Below are 14664 nucleotides of genomic sequence, written 5' to 3' on the forward strand. Positions count from 1 at the left end.
TTCATTTACTTGTGCCGGTTTATCAATACTTCTTCAACTTTTTCGATGCCTAGACCGCGTTTGCTTAGCAATACCATTAAGTGAAAAATAAGATCTGCAGATTCGTTGAGCAGTCGTTTATCTTTTGTGTTTTTAGCTTCAATTACAGTTTCTACCGCTTCTTCTCCAACTTTTTGCGCTATTTTATCAATACCTTTTTCGAATAGTGAAGTTGTGTAAGATCCTGCCGGCATCTCATTCTTCCGTTGTTCAATTACATTTTGTAGTTGCGGCAAAAACTCCATGATGCTTGTTTTTTTTGTCGCAAAGCAATTGTAGTTTCCCGTGTGGCAAGTGGGGCCTTCCGGTGTTGCCATTACCAAAAGGGTGTCATTATCACAATCAGGATATATGTCTATCAGGTTGAGTGTATTTCCACTCGTTTCGCCTTTTACCCATATTTCTTGTCTGCTGCGACTGTAAAATGTAACCTTGCCCGATTTCAGGGTGCGCTCCACAGCCTCTTTATTCATGTATCCAAGCATAAGTACCTGCCTTGTTGTTGCATCCTGTACTATTGCAGGTACAAGGCCATTTTGTTTTTCAAAATTAATTTTTGAGCTATCCATAATTGTTGGTTGTTTGAATGATTAGAAAATATGTAAAAACCAGTTTGCTTTTTTAAAACAAGCTGTCAGATTCGCATAGTTACACCTTTATCCTGAAGATATAATTTAAGGTCACTGATTTGAATCTGATTATAGTGAAACACACTTGCTGCCAATGCGGCATCGGTTTTGCCTATGTCAAATGCTCCTACGAAATGTTCCATTGAACCTGCTCCACCAGAGGCAATAACAGGAACATTAACGTTTTCTGATAGTTTTTGCAAGGCTTCGTTGGCAAATCCATTTGTTGTGCCATCGTGATTCATCGATGTGAATAAAATTTCTCCGGCACCTCTTTGGATACCCTCCTGGGCCCAGCTATAGAGCTCTTTAGTGGTGCGTTGTGTGCCGCCTTTAGCGTAAACATTCCACTGGTCATTTTCAAGTTTTGCGTCTATGGCCAATACCACGCATTGGTTGCCGAATGCGAGCGCAATGTCGTTGATGAGTTTGGGGTTGGCCAGTGCAGCTGAGTTGATTGATACTTTATCGGCACCTGCTTTAAGCAATACCGAAGCATCTTGCGCTGTTTTTATGCCCCCACCTACTGTAAACGGAATGTTTACATGTCTGGCAATACGTTTAACCAAATCAGGAAAGGTGTTGCGCTCTTCCTGACTGGCTGTAATGTCGAGGTAAACCAACTCGTCGGCCCCCGATGCACTGTAAAGTTTCCCCAATTCAACAGGATCGCCTACATCCTTTATTTCTTTAAAGTTGATGCCTTTTACGGTTCTTCCGTTTCGAACATCGAGGCATGGAATAATACGTTTGGTTAACATAGTTTTTGTTTTATAGGTTTTTCATCCACGTTTTCAAATTCAGGCTTTCCTGCGAGGTTTCATAAAGTGCTTTGCCTACAATGGCTTTAGAGATTCCAATCTGATCCAGCTCCATCAAATCCACTCTCGCGCTGACTCCTCCGCTGGCAATGATTGTAAGTCCGGGAAATAAACTGCTGATTTTCTCATAGAGCTTGATGTCCGGTCCTTTCATCATGCCATCCCGCTCAATGGCTGTGATAACGGCTGTTTTTAATCCGCATTGAGTGAACTCTTTTAAAAGTTTTACAATGTTCGTGTTGGTCTGCTTTTGCCAGCCATTGATAGAAATGTGTTCTTTGCGCACATCGGCGGAAAGCCAAATGCGATCTCTCCCGAACCTATTTAACCAGTTTTTAAATAATTCAGGTTGTGTTAAGGCAGTGCTCCCAATATTTACTGCGCCTATGCCACTATTAAGCAGGTTTTCAACCTGTGATGTTGTTTTTATGCCACCACCTACGTCTATAGTGAGGTTAGTGCTTATTGCGACTCGTTTAATAGTTTCAATGTTTTTTTGCCGGCCGGTTTTGGCGGCATCAAGGTCTACTATGTGTAGCTTTTTCGCACCATAGGATTCAAATTCTTTGGCCACTTCAACCGGATCTAATCCATAGGTGGTTTTTTGACTGAAATCTCCTTGTTTCAGCCGCACGCATTCCCCGTTGATGATATCTATTGCTGGAATAATTTCGATCATAGCGTAATGAATTCTTTTAAAAATTGTGCGCCAACCTCGCCACTCTTTTCAGGGTGGAATTGTACGCCGTAAAAGTTTTTGTATTGCATGGCTGCGCTAAATGTGCCATCGTAATTGCTTGTTAATGTTGTATGTTTGTTTTGTGGCACATAGTAACTGTGTACGAAATAGACATATTTCTGATCGAGTACGCTGAAAATTCCCTGGTTTAGAGCGTCTACTTTGTTCCACCCCATATGTGGTATTTTAAGCCCCGGCTTTGCACCGAATTTTTTAACCGGAGCGGGTAAAATATCCATACATGTTGACGAACCCTCCTCAGAGTAGGAACACATGAGTTGCATTCCCAGGCATATCCCCAATACGGGCTGTTCGAGTGATCTAATGATTTTATCAAGGCCGTTTTCCTTTAAATATTTCATTGTGCCTGAAGCTTCGCCAACTCCCGGGAAAATGACTTTATCTGCTTTGCGAATTTTATCCGGGTCGGCCGTTATTTCAGCATTTACGCCAAGTCGCTGTAGTGCAAAATCGACCGATTGAATATTTCCGGCATTGTATTGTATGATTACGATTTCCATAGATTGTGTTTTTATATTTGACCTTTCGACGAAGGCAGCGCATTTAAACTGCTTTGCTGAATTGCCATTTTTACAGTACGGGCAAATGATTTAAAAACAGATTCAATAAGGTGGTGGTCGTTTTTACCAGTAGCTGTAACGTGCAATGTGCATTCAGCTTTTTGGGAGAATGAGCGGAAAAAGTGCTCAAATAGTGTTGAGTCTATTCCACCCACAGTGTCGCGTTTAAAATCCACATCCCATTTTAAATACGGGCGACCACCGAAATCAACGGCTGTTGTGGCCAATGCTTCATCCATGGGTAGCGTGAATCCATAGCGATTGAGTCCTTTTTTGTTTTTCAGTGCATTGGCAAATGCCGCTCCCAGAGCTAAACCAGTGTCTTCGATTGTGTGGTGTTCGTCTATCTCTAAATCACCTGTGCAGTTAATGTTGAGTTTTATGTTTCCATGAAAAGCTATCTGCTCCAGCATGTGATTAAAAAATGCAATTCCGGTTTTAATTTTCGGTTTTTCAAATTTGTTGAGATCTACAAATACCTCAATGTCTGTTTCTTTTGTTTGGCGTTTTACCAGGCTTTTTCTCTGGTTATTTATTAAAAAGCTTGCAATTTCTTCCCAGTTGCTTGTTACCAGAGATAAGCTCTCAGATTTCTGTTCGGTAGCGTTTGATTCCTTGAAAAGGATGGCCCGGCTGCCTATGTTTTCGGCAAGCTGCACGTCAGTGAAGCGATCGCCAATCACATACGATTCGGCCAGGTTATACTGACCATTCAGGTAGCTTGTCAACATGCCGGTTCCCGGCTTGCGGTTTGGGCTGTTGTCAGAGGGTAACGACGGGTCTATGTGAATGGCATCGAAAACAATTCCTTCTCCCCGGAGTATATTAACCAAAAGGTTTTGCAATGGAGTGAATTTTTCCAGGGGAAAGCTTTCGGTGCCCAGACCATCCTGATTAGTTACCATTACCAAACGATAGTCGGTACGGGCAACTATTTTTTTAAATGCGCCTATTACACCCGGAAGAAGACAGAATTTTTCCAGACTGTCTACCTGGAAGTCTTCCTCTGGTTCGGCTATTAGGGTTCCATCTCGATCAATGAAAAGTATTTTTTGCATGATTTCCTGTTTATTGTACAGAAGGTGTTTTTTCTGTGGGTTGATTCTCCGTAGTATTTAAATTTTGGAGTGTTTTTAAAAGCAAACTATTTTCCCTCGGAGTGCCAATGCTGATACGCAATGTGCTTTTGCACCCTTTCATATTACTTCTGTCTCGTATAATTATGCCCCGTTTTTTTAGTTGTTTATAAATTTGCTCAGCATTCCTGAACTTAACCAGTAAGTAATTTGCATCAGACGGATAAACTGTTACTACAGCACTTATTGTGTTCAGGGCTTTTATCATCGCATTACGCTCATTAATAATTGTATTGACCCAGTTTTTCATTACAGGTGCTGTTTTGAGGGCCTGTGTCATTTGTCGCTGGGTTAGTTGATTGAGGTTATAGGGAAGCTTTATACGCATTAACCATTGAATGATTTCGGGGTTTGTAAATGCCAGTCCACCCCGAATGCCAGCCATACCCCAGGCTTTAGAGAAAGTTTGCAAAACTATCAGGTTGGGAAACTCCTTAATTCGGTTGCGCCATGGCTCAGAGTTGGAAAATTCCAGATAAGCCTGATCAATTATGACCAATCCATTGAAACTTATTAATATTTTTTCTATGGTATTCGTGTCTAGTATATTACCTGTAGGATTGTTTGGCGAACAGAGAAAGATCATTTTCGTTTCTTTATCTGCAGCTTCTAATATGGTGTCTGCATCGGGCTGAAACTGATTGTCTAGCATTACTTCTTTAATGTAGCAATTTTGAATGTTTGCCGCTACCTCATACATTCCGTATGTGGGTTGGGGAATTAAAACGTTCGATCGCCCTGGCTCAGTAAAAACCCTGAAAAGCAGGTCTATGAGTTCATCAGAACCGTTACCCGGTAAAATACTATCTGAAGGAATTTTGTAATATTCAGCCAGCGCTTCACGCAAATCAGTTTGTTTTGGATCGGGGTAACGACCCAATTCGCTAAATGGATTTTCATTGGCATCCATCAGTACCTGATTGTCTTGTTTTATCAGGCTGCGCGCTGAGCTGTAGGGTTTTAGTTTTCGGATGTTTGGCCGAACAAGTGATCCGATATTCATGATGTCAGGTTTTTTAGGTTATTAATTCTTAGTTGCATTGCATTTGCGTGCGCCTGAAGCTGTTCGTTTTGGGCCATGGTTACCACAGCTTTGCCAATTGAGTTCACTCCTTCGGAGCTTAATTCCTGAAACGTGATTTTTTTCATAAAGGCATCCATATTTACACCACTAAATGCGGTAGCTGCTCTGTTTGTGGGTAGCGTATGATTTGTGCCCGATGCGTAATCTCCGGCACTTTCAGGGGTTAGTGCACCAATAAATACCGAGCCGGCATTTGTAACTTTTGTAGCAAGTTCCCGGGCGTTTGATGTGGCCAATATGAGGTGCTCCGGTGCATATGCATTACTTATGCTCATGGCCTCGTCGGTGTCTGACGTTTTTACCACCAGACTCTTGCTAAGTGTGGTTTTTGCAATTTCGCTCCGTGGAAGGTCTTTAATTTGCTTGTTGAGTTCTTTTTCTATCTCATTTAGCTTTTTATCGTTGGTTCCAATAAGTAAGACCTGGCTGTCGGTGCCGTGCTCAGCTTGTGAGAGCAAATCAGCTGCAACGAATGCTGCATTTGCATCGGCATCGGCAATGACTGCTACCTCGCTGGGTCCGGCTGGCATATCAATCGCAATTCCCTCTAAAAAAGCAAGTTGTTTTGCAGCTGTAACAAATTGATTTCCGGGTCCCAGAATTTTATCAACCTTCGGAATACCTTCTGTTCCATAAGTTAATGCTGCAATTCCCTGGGCACCACCGCCACAGTAAATGGTTGTAAGTCCTGATTGCAAAGCAGCATATTGAATGGTAGTGGGAATTTCTCCGTTTATATCAGGTGGCGTGATCAAAACAATTTCTTTGCATCCGGCAAGTACAGCCGGTACAGCCAACATAATTACCGAAGAAAACAGGGGTGCTGTCCCACCTGGAATATATAAGCCTACTTTTTCAATTGGTACAGCCCGTTGTTCACAAATTACTCCAGGTGCAGGCTCAATTTTTATTTCTGAGCTTATTTGGGCCAGGTGAAATTGTTTTATGTTTTTTATGGCAAGGTCAATAGCATCTTTAAGGTCATCGGATATGCCTTTTACGTTTTCTTCCATTGTTGTTTTGTTCAACGATATATATTTGGGGGCATTTCCGTCAAATTTTTCGGAGAAATTAATCAGGGCCCGATCACCATTATTTTTTACTTCGTCCATTATTTTTCTTACGACAGGGAAGAGGTCTTCTTTTTCCCTGACAGGACGTTTAATGATGCTGTTGAGGTCTTTCTGATTAGTATATTGAATGTATTGCATGGTGTGTTTTTAAAGTAATTACACAATCATTTTTTCGAGAGAGGTGACCAATATTCCTTGTGCTCCTGCACTTTTCAGCTGGTCGATAACCTGCCAGAATTTATTTTCATTTACCACCGAGTGCACTGAGCTCCATCCTTCTTCAGCCAGGGGCACTACCGTAGGACTTTTCATTCCAGGTATAAGCTCAATGATGTGTTCCAGCTTGTCATTTGGTGCATTGAGCAGTATGTATTTGTTGTTTTCTGCTGCCATTGCTGCATCGAAACGAAAAATGAGCTGGTTGAGTAATTCCTGTTTGGCAGGGTTTATAGCCGGGTTTTTTATTAACAGGGCCTCGCTTTTTACAACCGTTTCTACTTCTTTAAGACCATTGCTGATAAGGGTACTCCCGGAGCTTACAATGTCGAAAATTGCATCAGCAAGACCAATACCCGGAGCTATTTCTACAGAGCCGCTAATTTCGTGTACTTCTGCTCTTATACTATTTTTTAACAGAAACTTGGTGAGTATCTGAGGGTAGGAGGTAGCTATACGTTTATTTTGAAACCAGTTCAAATCGGGATAGTTGTTTTCTTTTGGAATGGCAAGAGAGAGTCGGCATTTTGCAAATCCTAATTTAAGTGCTGTCTCAACCGGTCTGTTTTTTTCAAGCACCTCGTTTTCTCCAACAATCCCTGCATCTGCTACTCCGTCGGCCACATATTGTGGTATGTCATCATCTCTGAGGTAAAGCAGCCTGATGGGAAAATCGTTCGATAATGCAATGAGTCTTCTTGCGCCATTTGTGAAACGTATACCCGATTCTTTAAAAAGTTCCAGCGATTTGTCGCTCATGCGACCTTTCTTTTGTACTGCAATTGTAATTTTGTCCATAATATTTATCGTTTAATTTTTTTGCATAAAAAAAGGCCGGCAGTTAGCTGCCGGCCTTTTCTGATTAAGATTTTTCTATTCTATTCAGACCATACGCATCCTGCCGTGTGTGTATTACACCCGTGATGATGATGGATATGATGCTGAATTGTTTTCATTTTATTCGTTCTTATTGTTTCATTTTTTTCTGTTTTTTCGACTAAAGCTTCCAATGCGCTTCGCTTTTTGGGGCTGAAGTCTACTTTATATGATTTCAATTTGCTGATTTGTTTTTGTTTCTCCTATCCCGATACGTTTCACTATCGGGATTTTTTCGACTAAAGCTTCCAATGCGCTTCGCTTTTGGAAGCTAAGTCTCAATAAAAAAGGCTTGCAGTTTCTGCAAGCCTTCTGTTTATTTTAAGCCTAAGCATACCACTGCACTTCCGTCACACTATTGTGTGATGGTGATGATGAGCAGTATGTACAGACATTCTTTTCATAATTTTTAAATCAAGTGCAATTATAGTTATGATATTTTACATATACAAATGTAAATAATAAATGTTCGATTCTGAATGAATTTAATTTTTTTAAAACTCTTGTAGTCGTAGCTGGTATCGAAAATAAATTTGCATAAGACAAAAAAAATATTTAAATTTTAAATATAGTATGCAAAAATAATAACATTATATAATTATGACGTACACATGTAAAACACTTTATGAAAAAGTAACTGACAAGTATCCGGAATTAGCAAACAGGGGCTTAGAAGTTTATTGTTCATTGGCCGGAAAAACCGAAAGGCTCGATGGTATTCATTTTTACTATGGAAAGAATTCATTGAACTGGCTTGTTGAGCAATTGTCTGAGAAGTTAAGCGATGAAGATATGGAGCAGGTGTTCTATGGTATCATGGCTGACCTCAGAGCGTTAAATAAAAAGTTTAAGGACTTGGAACACAACATAAGATCCTTTCCTTCAACGCGCCGTTATTGGACTTTGCTTGATAAATGAGACAAGATAAATTAGCCTGTACATAAAATTATGCAGGTAGATTTATTGCATTTTTAAATACAAGTACATCATAGTGCCCTATTATGCATTATGTGTACTTTTTTTTATAATTCAAACATAAGTCGTATATTTAACCTTCAAATCATAATGAAAGATACTTTGCATGGAACCTTTAATCATTGAAGCTACACCGAAGACGCCAAAAGTAGTATTTGATCCGAATGAAAATTTATATGAAATTTCGGGTCGATCGCTTCCTGAAAATGTTGTTAAAACTTATGACCCTGTGATTAAATGGATCGAGCGGAATCTTGCCAAAGCCAAGGGTGAAATTAAGTTCAATTTCAGAATGGACTATTTAAATAGTGCTTCGGCTAAAATGATTTCTCTAATTTTAACAAAGTTGGAAGAGTTGTATGCCTCCGGAATAAAAGTAAATGTTAATTGGTTCTATAATACTGATGATGACGATATTCAATCAGAAGGAGAGATTTATCAAATGTTGAAAAAAGTGCCGATTAAACTCGTCGGCGTCGATGACGAGGAAGGCGAAGATGATGTTTTATAAAAGTTTTATAAGTGAATAATCAGGAATTTTTAACCTTACTTGAAAAGCACCCCGGTTTAAAGAAGACATTAGAAGCACTCCCCAAACAAAAAAATATAATTTGGAACAATCTCAAAGGTTCATCATTATCACTGATGAGCCTTTTGTCTGCTATTAATCTGGATAAAAGGCTTATATTAATCGTTGAAGATAAAGAGCAGGCAGCGCAGTTACAAAATGAGCTGGAAGCATTATACGGCGATGGCAACGTTTACTTTATGCCTTCAGCATTTAAACGATCTATCGCACATGGCCAGCCTGATGCAGATAGCGGGCTTTTAAGAACCGAAGCGCTTAGTGCTTTTTTTAATAATAAGCAGGCAAAAACAGTAATGATTTCGTATCCCGAAGCCCTGGCTGAAAAGGTTTTTAAACCTGAAGATCTTATTGAACACAGACTTGAGGTTAAAGCCGGAGATCAGTTATCGACGGATTTTATTCAGGAGGTGCTTCAAACTTATGGATTTGAGTTTGTAGATTTTGTTTATCAGCCCGGACAATACGCAATGCGGGGCAGTATAATTGATGTGTTTTCTTATGCTGCAGATTGGCCGTACCGCCTGGATTTTTTTGGTGATGAGGTAGAAAGTATACGAACTTTCGATACCGAAACTCAGCTGTCGAAAGCGGAAAATGAAACCGTTTATATAATTCCTGACCTGAATGATGAAACATTGTTTCAGAACAGAGCCAATTTAACAGAGCTTTTGGGCGAAGAGACCCTAATCGTGGTTTCCAATATGAAATATGCACAGGAACGTATAAATACTACATTAGAAAGCGCCCGTAAAAATACTGCTGTTTTACAGGATGATTACAATATTGATTTGGAGCAGGCCCTGGTACAGGCTGAGAAAGTCGACTTGCAGGGGCGTAGCTTTTTTACTATTGATGCGAAATTGGGTAAGGACGAAGGAACCCATGTAATTGAGTTCGATACCTCAGCTCAACCGGGGTTCCAGAAAAATTTTCAGCTTATTGCCGAGCATCTGAAGCAAAATACTTTTGCCGGATATCAAAATGTTGTTTTTTCGACCCAACAAAGCCAAATAGACAGACTTACACATATTTTTAATGAGATGGAGAGCGAAGTGCAATTTGATCCGGCTATCGGGAGGTTGCACGAAGGGTTTATCGATCATCAACTTAAGATTGCCTGTTATACCGATCATCAAATTTTTGACCGTTATCAGCGGTTTCATCTTAAGCAACGTTTTAACAAGAAAGATGCAATTTCCCTGAAAGAACTTACCGGTTTGCATCCGGGTGATTATGTTGTGCACATCGATCATGGAGTAGGGCAATTTGGAGGGTTAGAGAAGATAGATATAAACGGCAAGCCCCAGGAGGCCATAAAGCTCATATATAAAGACAATGATGTGCTTTATGTAAATATCCATTCCCTGCATCGCATTTCAAAATATAAAGGAAAAGATAACACACCACCACGCATTCATAAACTTGGATCGGCAGCATGGGCCAGGTTGAAGAGTAAAACTAAATCGAAGGTAAAAGATATTGCCCGCGATTTAATCAAACTTTATGCTGCGCGAAGGCAGAAAAAGGGTTATCAATTCAGTGAAGATACCTATTTGAATGAACAATTAGAAGCATCCTTTATATACGAAGATACCCCCGATCAGCTCAAGGCAACCCAAAATGTAAAAGCCGATATGGAAGCTGATATCCCAATGGATCGATTAGTATGCGGAGATGTGGGTTTTGGTAAAACCGAAGTTGCCATAAGAGCTGCTTTTAAAGCTGTATGTGATAGTAAACAGGTTGCCGTGTTGGTTCCTACAACAATTCTGGCTTTTCAGCATTTTAAGACCTTTTCTGACAGGTTAAAGGAGTTTCCGGTCAGGGTTGAATATATTTCACGTATGCGCACAGCCAAAGATCAGCGCCACATATTAAAAGATCTTGCAAGTGGCGAAATTGATATAATCATAGGAACACACAGGTTGGTCGGAAAAGATGTGCAATTCAGAGACCTTGGATTACTCATAAACGATGAAGAACAAAAATTTGGGGTTTCAACCAAAGAAAAAATAAGGGCAATGAAAGCTGATGTGGATACACTTACCATGACAGCTACACCAATCCCGCGAACGCTGCAATTTTCACTTATGGGTGCGCGCGATCTTTCCATAATCAATACAGCCCCTCCAAATCGCTATCCTATCACTACTGAACTGCATCCGTTTAATGAGGATGTGATAAGAGAGGCTATCGACTATGAGATTTCAAGAAATGGGCAGGTGTTTTTTATTCACAACAGGGTTCAAAATATTACTGAGGTAGAGGCAATGGTGAAACGTGTTTGTCCAAAAGCCAGCACAGTTCATGCACATGGTCAGATGGAAGGCCGGAAGCTCGAGAAAACAATGCTTGATTTCATTGACCAAAAATATGATGTGCTTGTTGCCACTACCATTATTGAGTCAGGACTAGATATTCCCAACACCAATACAATAATTATTAATGATGCCCAAAATTATGGATTAAGCGATTTGCATCAATTGCGCGGACGTGTAGGCCGTTCCAATAAAAAGGCTTTTGCCTATTTATTAACGCCACCATTGACTACGCTTACAGCTGAGGCACGCCGCAGGTTGCAGGCTATTGAAATGTTTTCGGAGCTGGGTAGTGGTTTTAATATAGCTATGCAGGATTTGGATATCAGAGGTGCCGGAAATTTGCTTGGCGCAGAACAGAGTGGTTTTATAGCAGATGTTGGTTTAGAGACCTATCAGCAAATACTCGATGAGGCAATGCACGAGCTAAAAGAGACAGAATTTTCAGAGTTGTTTCAGCATGAGCAACCCCAGAAGTCAGAAGAAACAAAAGAATGGTCGCGCGATTGTCAGGTAGATACAGATTTTGAGGTGCGCTTGCCCGATAGTTACATTGCGAATGTATCTGAACGGATAAAGCTTTACCGGGAACTGGATGAGGTGAAGCAGGAAGCAGATATACAGGATTTTGAACAGCGACTGAAGGACCGTTTTGGACCGTTACCCGGTCCTGTTGTAGATCTTCTTAACGTTGTTAGGATGCGTATGCTTGCCAGGAAATTAGGCTTTGAAAAAATTGTTATCCGTAACGGTAAAATGTTGGCCTGGTTCATAAGTAATAAAGAAAGTTCATTCTATGAATCAGCGGTTTTTATGAACATTCTTGGGGCGTTGCAGGAGAATCCAAATTTAGGTCGAATAGAGGAAAAAAATGATAAACTCAGACTTGTTTTTACAGAAATTCAAAATGTAACAACAGCATTGGAAAAACTAAAAAAAATTATGTGATCCTCTTTTTTGTATTAACTTTACATGGGGGAAAATAACAAGTTAGCTTATGGACTTTTTCAAGGAACCGAAAACCATATTAGACCTTTTTACATACGACCTTACAACTTTTTTTTACGAAGATTATGAGGAGGTGAACAGTGAAGAGATTTTAGATACTGTACTGATCGATTATGAAAAGAATCTCCCCTGGAAAGAATTTGATGTCTTTAACCGTGTAGTATTCAGGGTTTTTATTGAAAAAACAAATATTACGGGAACCAATCATATCAATGTTACTTTTTATGCTGATGAAGGTTATACAAAGGAACACATTATGAGAATTGTTGAAAAGGTTACCCGAATAACCGGAATTGATGACAATCGAAAAGGCTTTTGGTCAAGCAGCGATGATGAGAACTTTGAGAAAGGCCATGTGGACCGGATGTGGACATTGGGAAAAAATGAAAATATATATTCCTTACGTTTGATATATGATAAAAATGATGGCCTACAGCTTTCTATTTTGTTTTTTACAAATTTGTTGAAGCAGCTGGGTAAACTTTAATTATCAGTTGAGACCTTTCATATATTTTTAATATAACACAACAAATCCTCCAGATTAACGGAGAGATTTGTTGTGTTTTTTTATTTATGATTAATGAAGGTGAGCCTGATTGTCTTAATGAACAGCGTTCGATGTAATGAACCCTTATCCATATAAGTAGAATAAGATACTGTTATTTCTTTACCAGGTTATTTCAGCAACATCGCTATATTCAGTGTAGTCATCTTTATGACCTGCTACACGGAATTGTATTACATCGCCATCTTCAAGTGTTCCGTATATTTCAAAGTCTCCTTCAGTATTCGTGCCTGTGTAGTAATCATCGCTCCATCCCTCGTTATTTACTCTGAAATCTATCGAGTATTCTTCTGCATCGCCAGCCGGATCCCATGAAATATGAAACGTTTGATTCGAGGTGCTAATAATACTAACACTTACATTGGTAGGGATTAGATCAAAATTATGATCAACCCTGATAAAATTATCCCCGGAAGAAATTATATTATCAGCCTCGTCGTATAAAACAACTTCGTAGTCTACTCTTTCTCCCGGGCTTAAGGCCCATTCATCAATGTAAGTTCCTTCGCCTACTATATTATCTACTGTTGCCAAATAACTAAAGTTGAGGTCTGTTTCTTCCTTTTTATTTATTTTGATATAATATCCACTCGAAATATCCCTGATGAAATAAGCGTTCCAGGATATTGACGCATGATAGGGATTCGATGGGCTTTTGTTTATTTCTACATTAGCAATGTTCGGCTCAAATCCTTCACAATCTACAGAAACAACACTGGTTTTCATGCCGGTTGGTGCACCATTTTCATCATGTCTAACCATTTGGTAGTTGTAAGTGAGGCCTAATTCGAGATCATAATTCTCAAATCTGCCCCAACTTTCAGGATCTGCATAAAATATGGGCTCATCAGTTCCGGTAGACCGATATACCATATCGTTTCCGTTACCGCCATCCCATTTTAGTAAAAAGCTATCTTCTTGTGCTTCTACCCTTAAATTATTAAGACTGTCCTCTTCATCGTCTGAACAGCTCACAAAAGCTGCAATTGCAAGTGCTAAAAAGATAATTTTTTTTAAGTCCATAGTTTTTCTTTTTATAATTTGGTAAATGTGTTGCAACAATTGCATATAATTGAAAAAAAAATTTCGATTATGAGGATTTGTCAATATGTCTTTGAAGCTTTTCCGTTAGAAAATACAGAGTTGGTGTATTATAAAATAACCCAGACTTGCGGGAGCTGCCGTATCAGGTATGTCGCCGATGTCACATCAAATTAAAAAGTTGTGGACTTTTAAGTCGACTTGCTTTAAGAAACTGATTTAAGGCAGGAACTAAAAATGATATCTATGATAAGCTGGTTTTCACAGATTACACAATACTAAACCAAATTCACCCGGAACTCTTTTTAACCGCTTAATCCGTGTTCTAAATTTTACTAGACTACAAGCCATGCATGCCTATCAGGCGATAAACAACATTAGCAACCTAGCTAACTTGCACGCGGCTTCAGCCGGGTGTTTTGGCTGCTCAAAATAAATTCGCCGCGATGCTCCAAAAATTGCAAACAGAACAAAATTATCGGCGAAATAGTAAATGCGCTAAATCAACTGTGATCTATTAAAAACGCATTAATTTAAATCGGTGCTCGCTGAATGAAATAGAACGCGGATTATACCGATTGATTAATCTATGCCGTATGTTTTCTTTCCAACATTTTGCTAATACAAGCTTTAATCAAAATCCTAAAACCGATATTGTCGATAGACGAATTATCGCGAATACAAGCAGTAACGGTATCGGTTTTTAATCAGCTTATCTATGATATTTATATCGCCAGGGCAAAGCGCTAAATACGCTGCAATTATTCTACTACACATATTTTTTATCGGATTTAACAGCTTAATCCGTGTTCCTTTTTTTTGTGATTTTAAGCGAGGTAAGTTTGCCGAAGATCAATCGATGGAGCTCCTATCTTTACCTAACATAAATAGAACGCGGATTATACCGATTGATTAATTTATGCCGTATGTTTTCTTTCCAACATTTTGCTATTGCGAGCTTTAATCAAAACCCT

At 39.5% G+C, this 14664-nt stretch carries 13 protein-coding genes; 4 read left to right on the top strand and 9 right to left on the bottom strand.

Annotated elements, in window-relative coordinates:
* Positions 1–5 precede the first annotated feature (5 nt).
* From hisIE to hisG, 8 genes are all read right to left on the bottom strand, one after another.
* A complete protein-coding gene (gene hisIE, locus VJ937_RS14150; RefSeq protein ID WP_324068156.1) occupies positions 6–608 on the bottom strand; it encodes a bifunctional phosphoribosyl-AMP cyclohydrolase/phosphoribosyl-ATP diphosphatase HisIE in 603 nt (200 codons plus the stop codon).
* Between the two features lie 65 nt (positions 609–673).
* Positions 674–1429 (bottom strand): imidazole glycerol phosphate synthase subunit HisF, encoded by a 756-nt coding sequence (gene hisF / locus VJ937_RS14155; protein ID WP_324068159.1) that lies wholly within the window; start codon positions 1427–1429, stop codon positions 674–676.
* 10 nt (positions 1430–1439) lie between these two features.
* Complete coding sequence (gene hisA / locus VJ937_RS14160; RefSeq protein ID WP_324068161.1) at positions 1440–2168, bottom strand: 1-(5-phosphoribosyl)-5-[(5-phosphoribosylamino)methylideneamino]imidazole-4-carboxamide isomerase; 729 nt, start codon at positions 2166–2168, stop codon at positions 1440–1442.
* Positions 2165–2749: an imidazole glycerol phosphate synthase subunit HisH gene (hisH, locus tag VJ937_RS14165; protein WP_324068163.1), complete on the bottom strand. Its 585-nt coding sequence runs from the start codon at positions 2747–2749 to the stop codon at positions 2165–2167. The genes hisA and hisH overlap by 4 nt, the downstream gene beginning before the upstream one ends.
* 11 nt (positions 2750–2760) lie before the next feature.
* Positions 2761–3867 (bottom strand): bifunctional histidinol-phosphatase/imidazoleglycerol-phosphate dehydratase HisB, encoded by a 1107-nt coding sequence (hisB, locus tag VJ937_RS14170; RefSeq protein ID WP_324068164.1) that lies wholly within the window; start codon positions 3865–3867, stop codon positions 2761–2763.
* A gap of 10 nt (positions 3868–3877) precedes the next feature.
* Positions 3878–4948 carry a histidinol-phosphate transaminase gene (gene hisC / locus VJ937_RS14175; protein WP_324068166.1) on the bottom strand — a complete coding sequence of 357 codons (1071 nt, stop codon included), beginning with the start codon at positions 4946–4948 and terminating at the stop codon, positions 3878–3880.
* Positions 4945–6240 (bottom strand): histidinol dehydrogenase, encoded by a 1296-nt coding sequence (hisD, locus tag VJ937_RS14180; protein ID WP_324068169.1) that lies wholly within the window; start codon positions 6238–6240, stop codon positions 4945–4947. The genes hisC and hisD overlap by 4 nt, the downstream gene beginning before the upstream one ends.
* A gap of 18 nt (positions 6241–6258) precedes the next feature.
* A complete protein-coding gene (gene hisG / locus VJ937_RS14185) occupies positions 6259–7116 on the bottom strand; it encodes an ATP phosphoribosyltransferase (protein ID WP_057952847.1) in 858 nt (285 codons plus the stop codon).
* Between the two features lie 678 nt (positions 7117–7794).
* On the opposite strand from hisG, the gene VJ937_RS14190 reads away from it, so the two are divergent.
* The 4 genes from VJ937_RS14190 to VJ937_RS14205 all read left to right on the top strand — a co-directional run bounded on the left by VJ937_RS14190 (position 7795) and on the right by VJ937_RS14205 (position 12571).
* Entirely contained in the window at positions 7795–8112 is a 318-nt protein-coding gene (locus VJ937_RS14190; RefSeq protein ID WP_057952846.1) for a hypothetical protein, read from the top strand.
* A 163-nt stretch (positions 8113–8275) separates the two neighbouring features.
* Positions 8276–8680, top strand: a complete 405-nt coding sequence (locus VJ937_RS14195; protein WP_057952845.1) for a DUF1987 domain-containing protein — start codon at positions 8276–8278, stop codon at positions 8678–8680.
* A gap of 11 nt (positions 8681–8691) precedes the next feature.
* Positions 8692–12024, top strand: a complete 3333-nt coding sequence (gene mfd / locus VJ937_RS14200) for a transcription-repair coupling factor (RefSeq protein WP_324068172.1) — start codon at positions 8692–8694, stop codon at positions 12022–12024.
* Positions 12025–12073: 49 nt separating this feature from the next.
* Positions 12074–12571 (top strand): hypothetical protein, encoded by a 498-nt coding sequence (locus VJ937_RS14205; RefSeq protein ID WP_324068174.1) that lies wholly within the window; start codon positions 12074–12076, stop codon positions 12569–12571.
* A gap of 180 nt (positions 12572–12751) precedes the next feature.
* Here VJ937_RS14205 and VJ937_RS14210 read toward each other — a convergent pair whose 3' ends face one another.
* Complete coding sequence (locus VJ937_RS14210) at positions 12752–13672, bottom strand: hypothetical protein (RefSeq protein WP_324068176.1); 921 nt, start codon at positions 13670–13672, stop codon at positions 12752–12754.
* Between the last annotated feature and the right edge of the window lie 992 nt (positions 13673–14664).

This window comes from Salinivirga sp., from assembly GCF_035268865.1.
Taxonomy (GTDB): Bacteria; Bacteroidota; Bacteroidia; order Bacteroidales; family Salinivirgaceae; genus Salinivirga.

Bases quoted from the DNA above. Each gene is read 5' to 3' on its own strand.
- hisIE (WP_324068156.1), bottom strand. From the start codon at position 608: ATGGATAGCTCAAAAATTAATTTTGAAAAACAAAATGGCCTTGTACCT.
- hisF (WP_324068159.1), bottom strand. From the start codon at position 1,429: ATGTTAACCAAACGTATTATTCCATGCCTCGATGTTCGAAACGGAAGA.
- hisA (WP_324068161.1), bottom strand. From the start codon at position 2,168: ATGATCGAAATTATTCCAGCAATAGATATCATCAACGGGGAATGCGTG.
- hisH (WP_324068163.1), bottom strand. From the start codon at position 2,749: ATGGAAATCGTAATCATACAATACAATGCCGGAAATATTCAATCGGTC.
- hisB (WP_324068164.1), bottom strand. From the start codon at position 3,867: ATGCAAAAAATACTTTTCATTGATCGAGATGGAACCCTAATAGCCGAA.
- hisC (WP_324068166.1), bottom strand. From the start codon at position 4,948: ATGAATATCGGATCACTTGTTCGGCCAAACATCCGAAAACTAAAACCC.
- hisD (WP_324068169.1), bottom strand. From the start codon at position 6,240: ATGCAATACATTCAATATACTAATCAGAAAGACCTCAACAGCATCATT.
- hisG (WP_057952847.1), bottom strand. From the start codon at position 7,116: ATGGACAAAATTACAATTGCAGTACAAAAGAAAGGTCGCATGAGCGAC.
- VJ937_RS14190 (WP_057952846.1), top strand. From the start codon at position 7,795: ATGACGTACACATGTAAAACACTTTATGAAAAAGTAACTGACAAGTAT.
- VJ937_RS14195 (WP_057952845.1), top strand. From the start codon at position 8,276: ATGGAACCTTTAATCATTGAAGCTACACCGAAGACGCCAAAAGTAGTA.
- VJ937_RS14205 (WP_324068174.1), top strand. From the start codon at position 12,074: ATGGACTTTTTCAAGGAACCGAAAACCATATTAGACCTTTTTACATAC.
- VJ937_RS14210 (WP_324068176.1), bottom strand. From the start codon at position 13,672: ATGGACTTAAAAAAAATTATCTTTTTAGCACTTGCAATTGCAGCTTTT.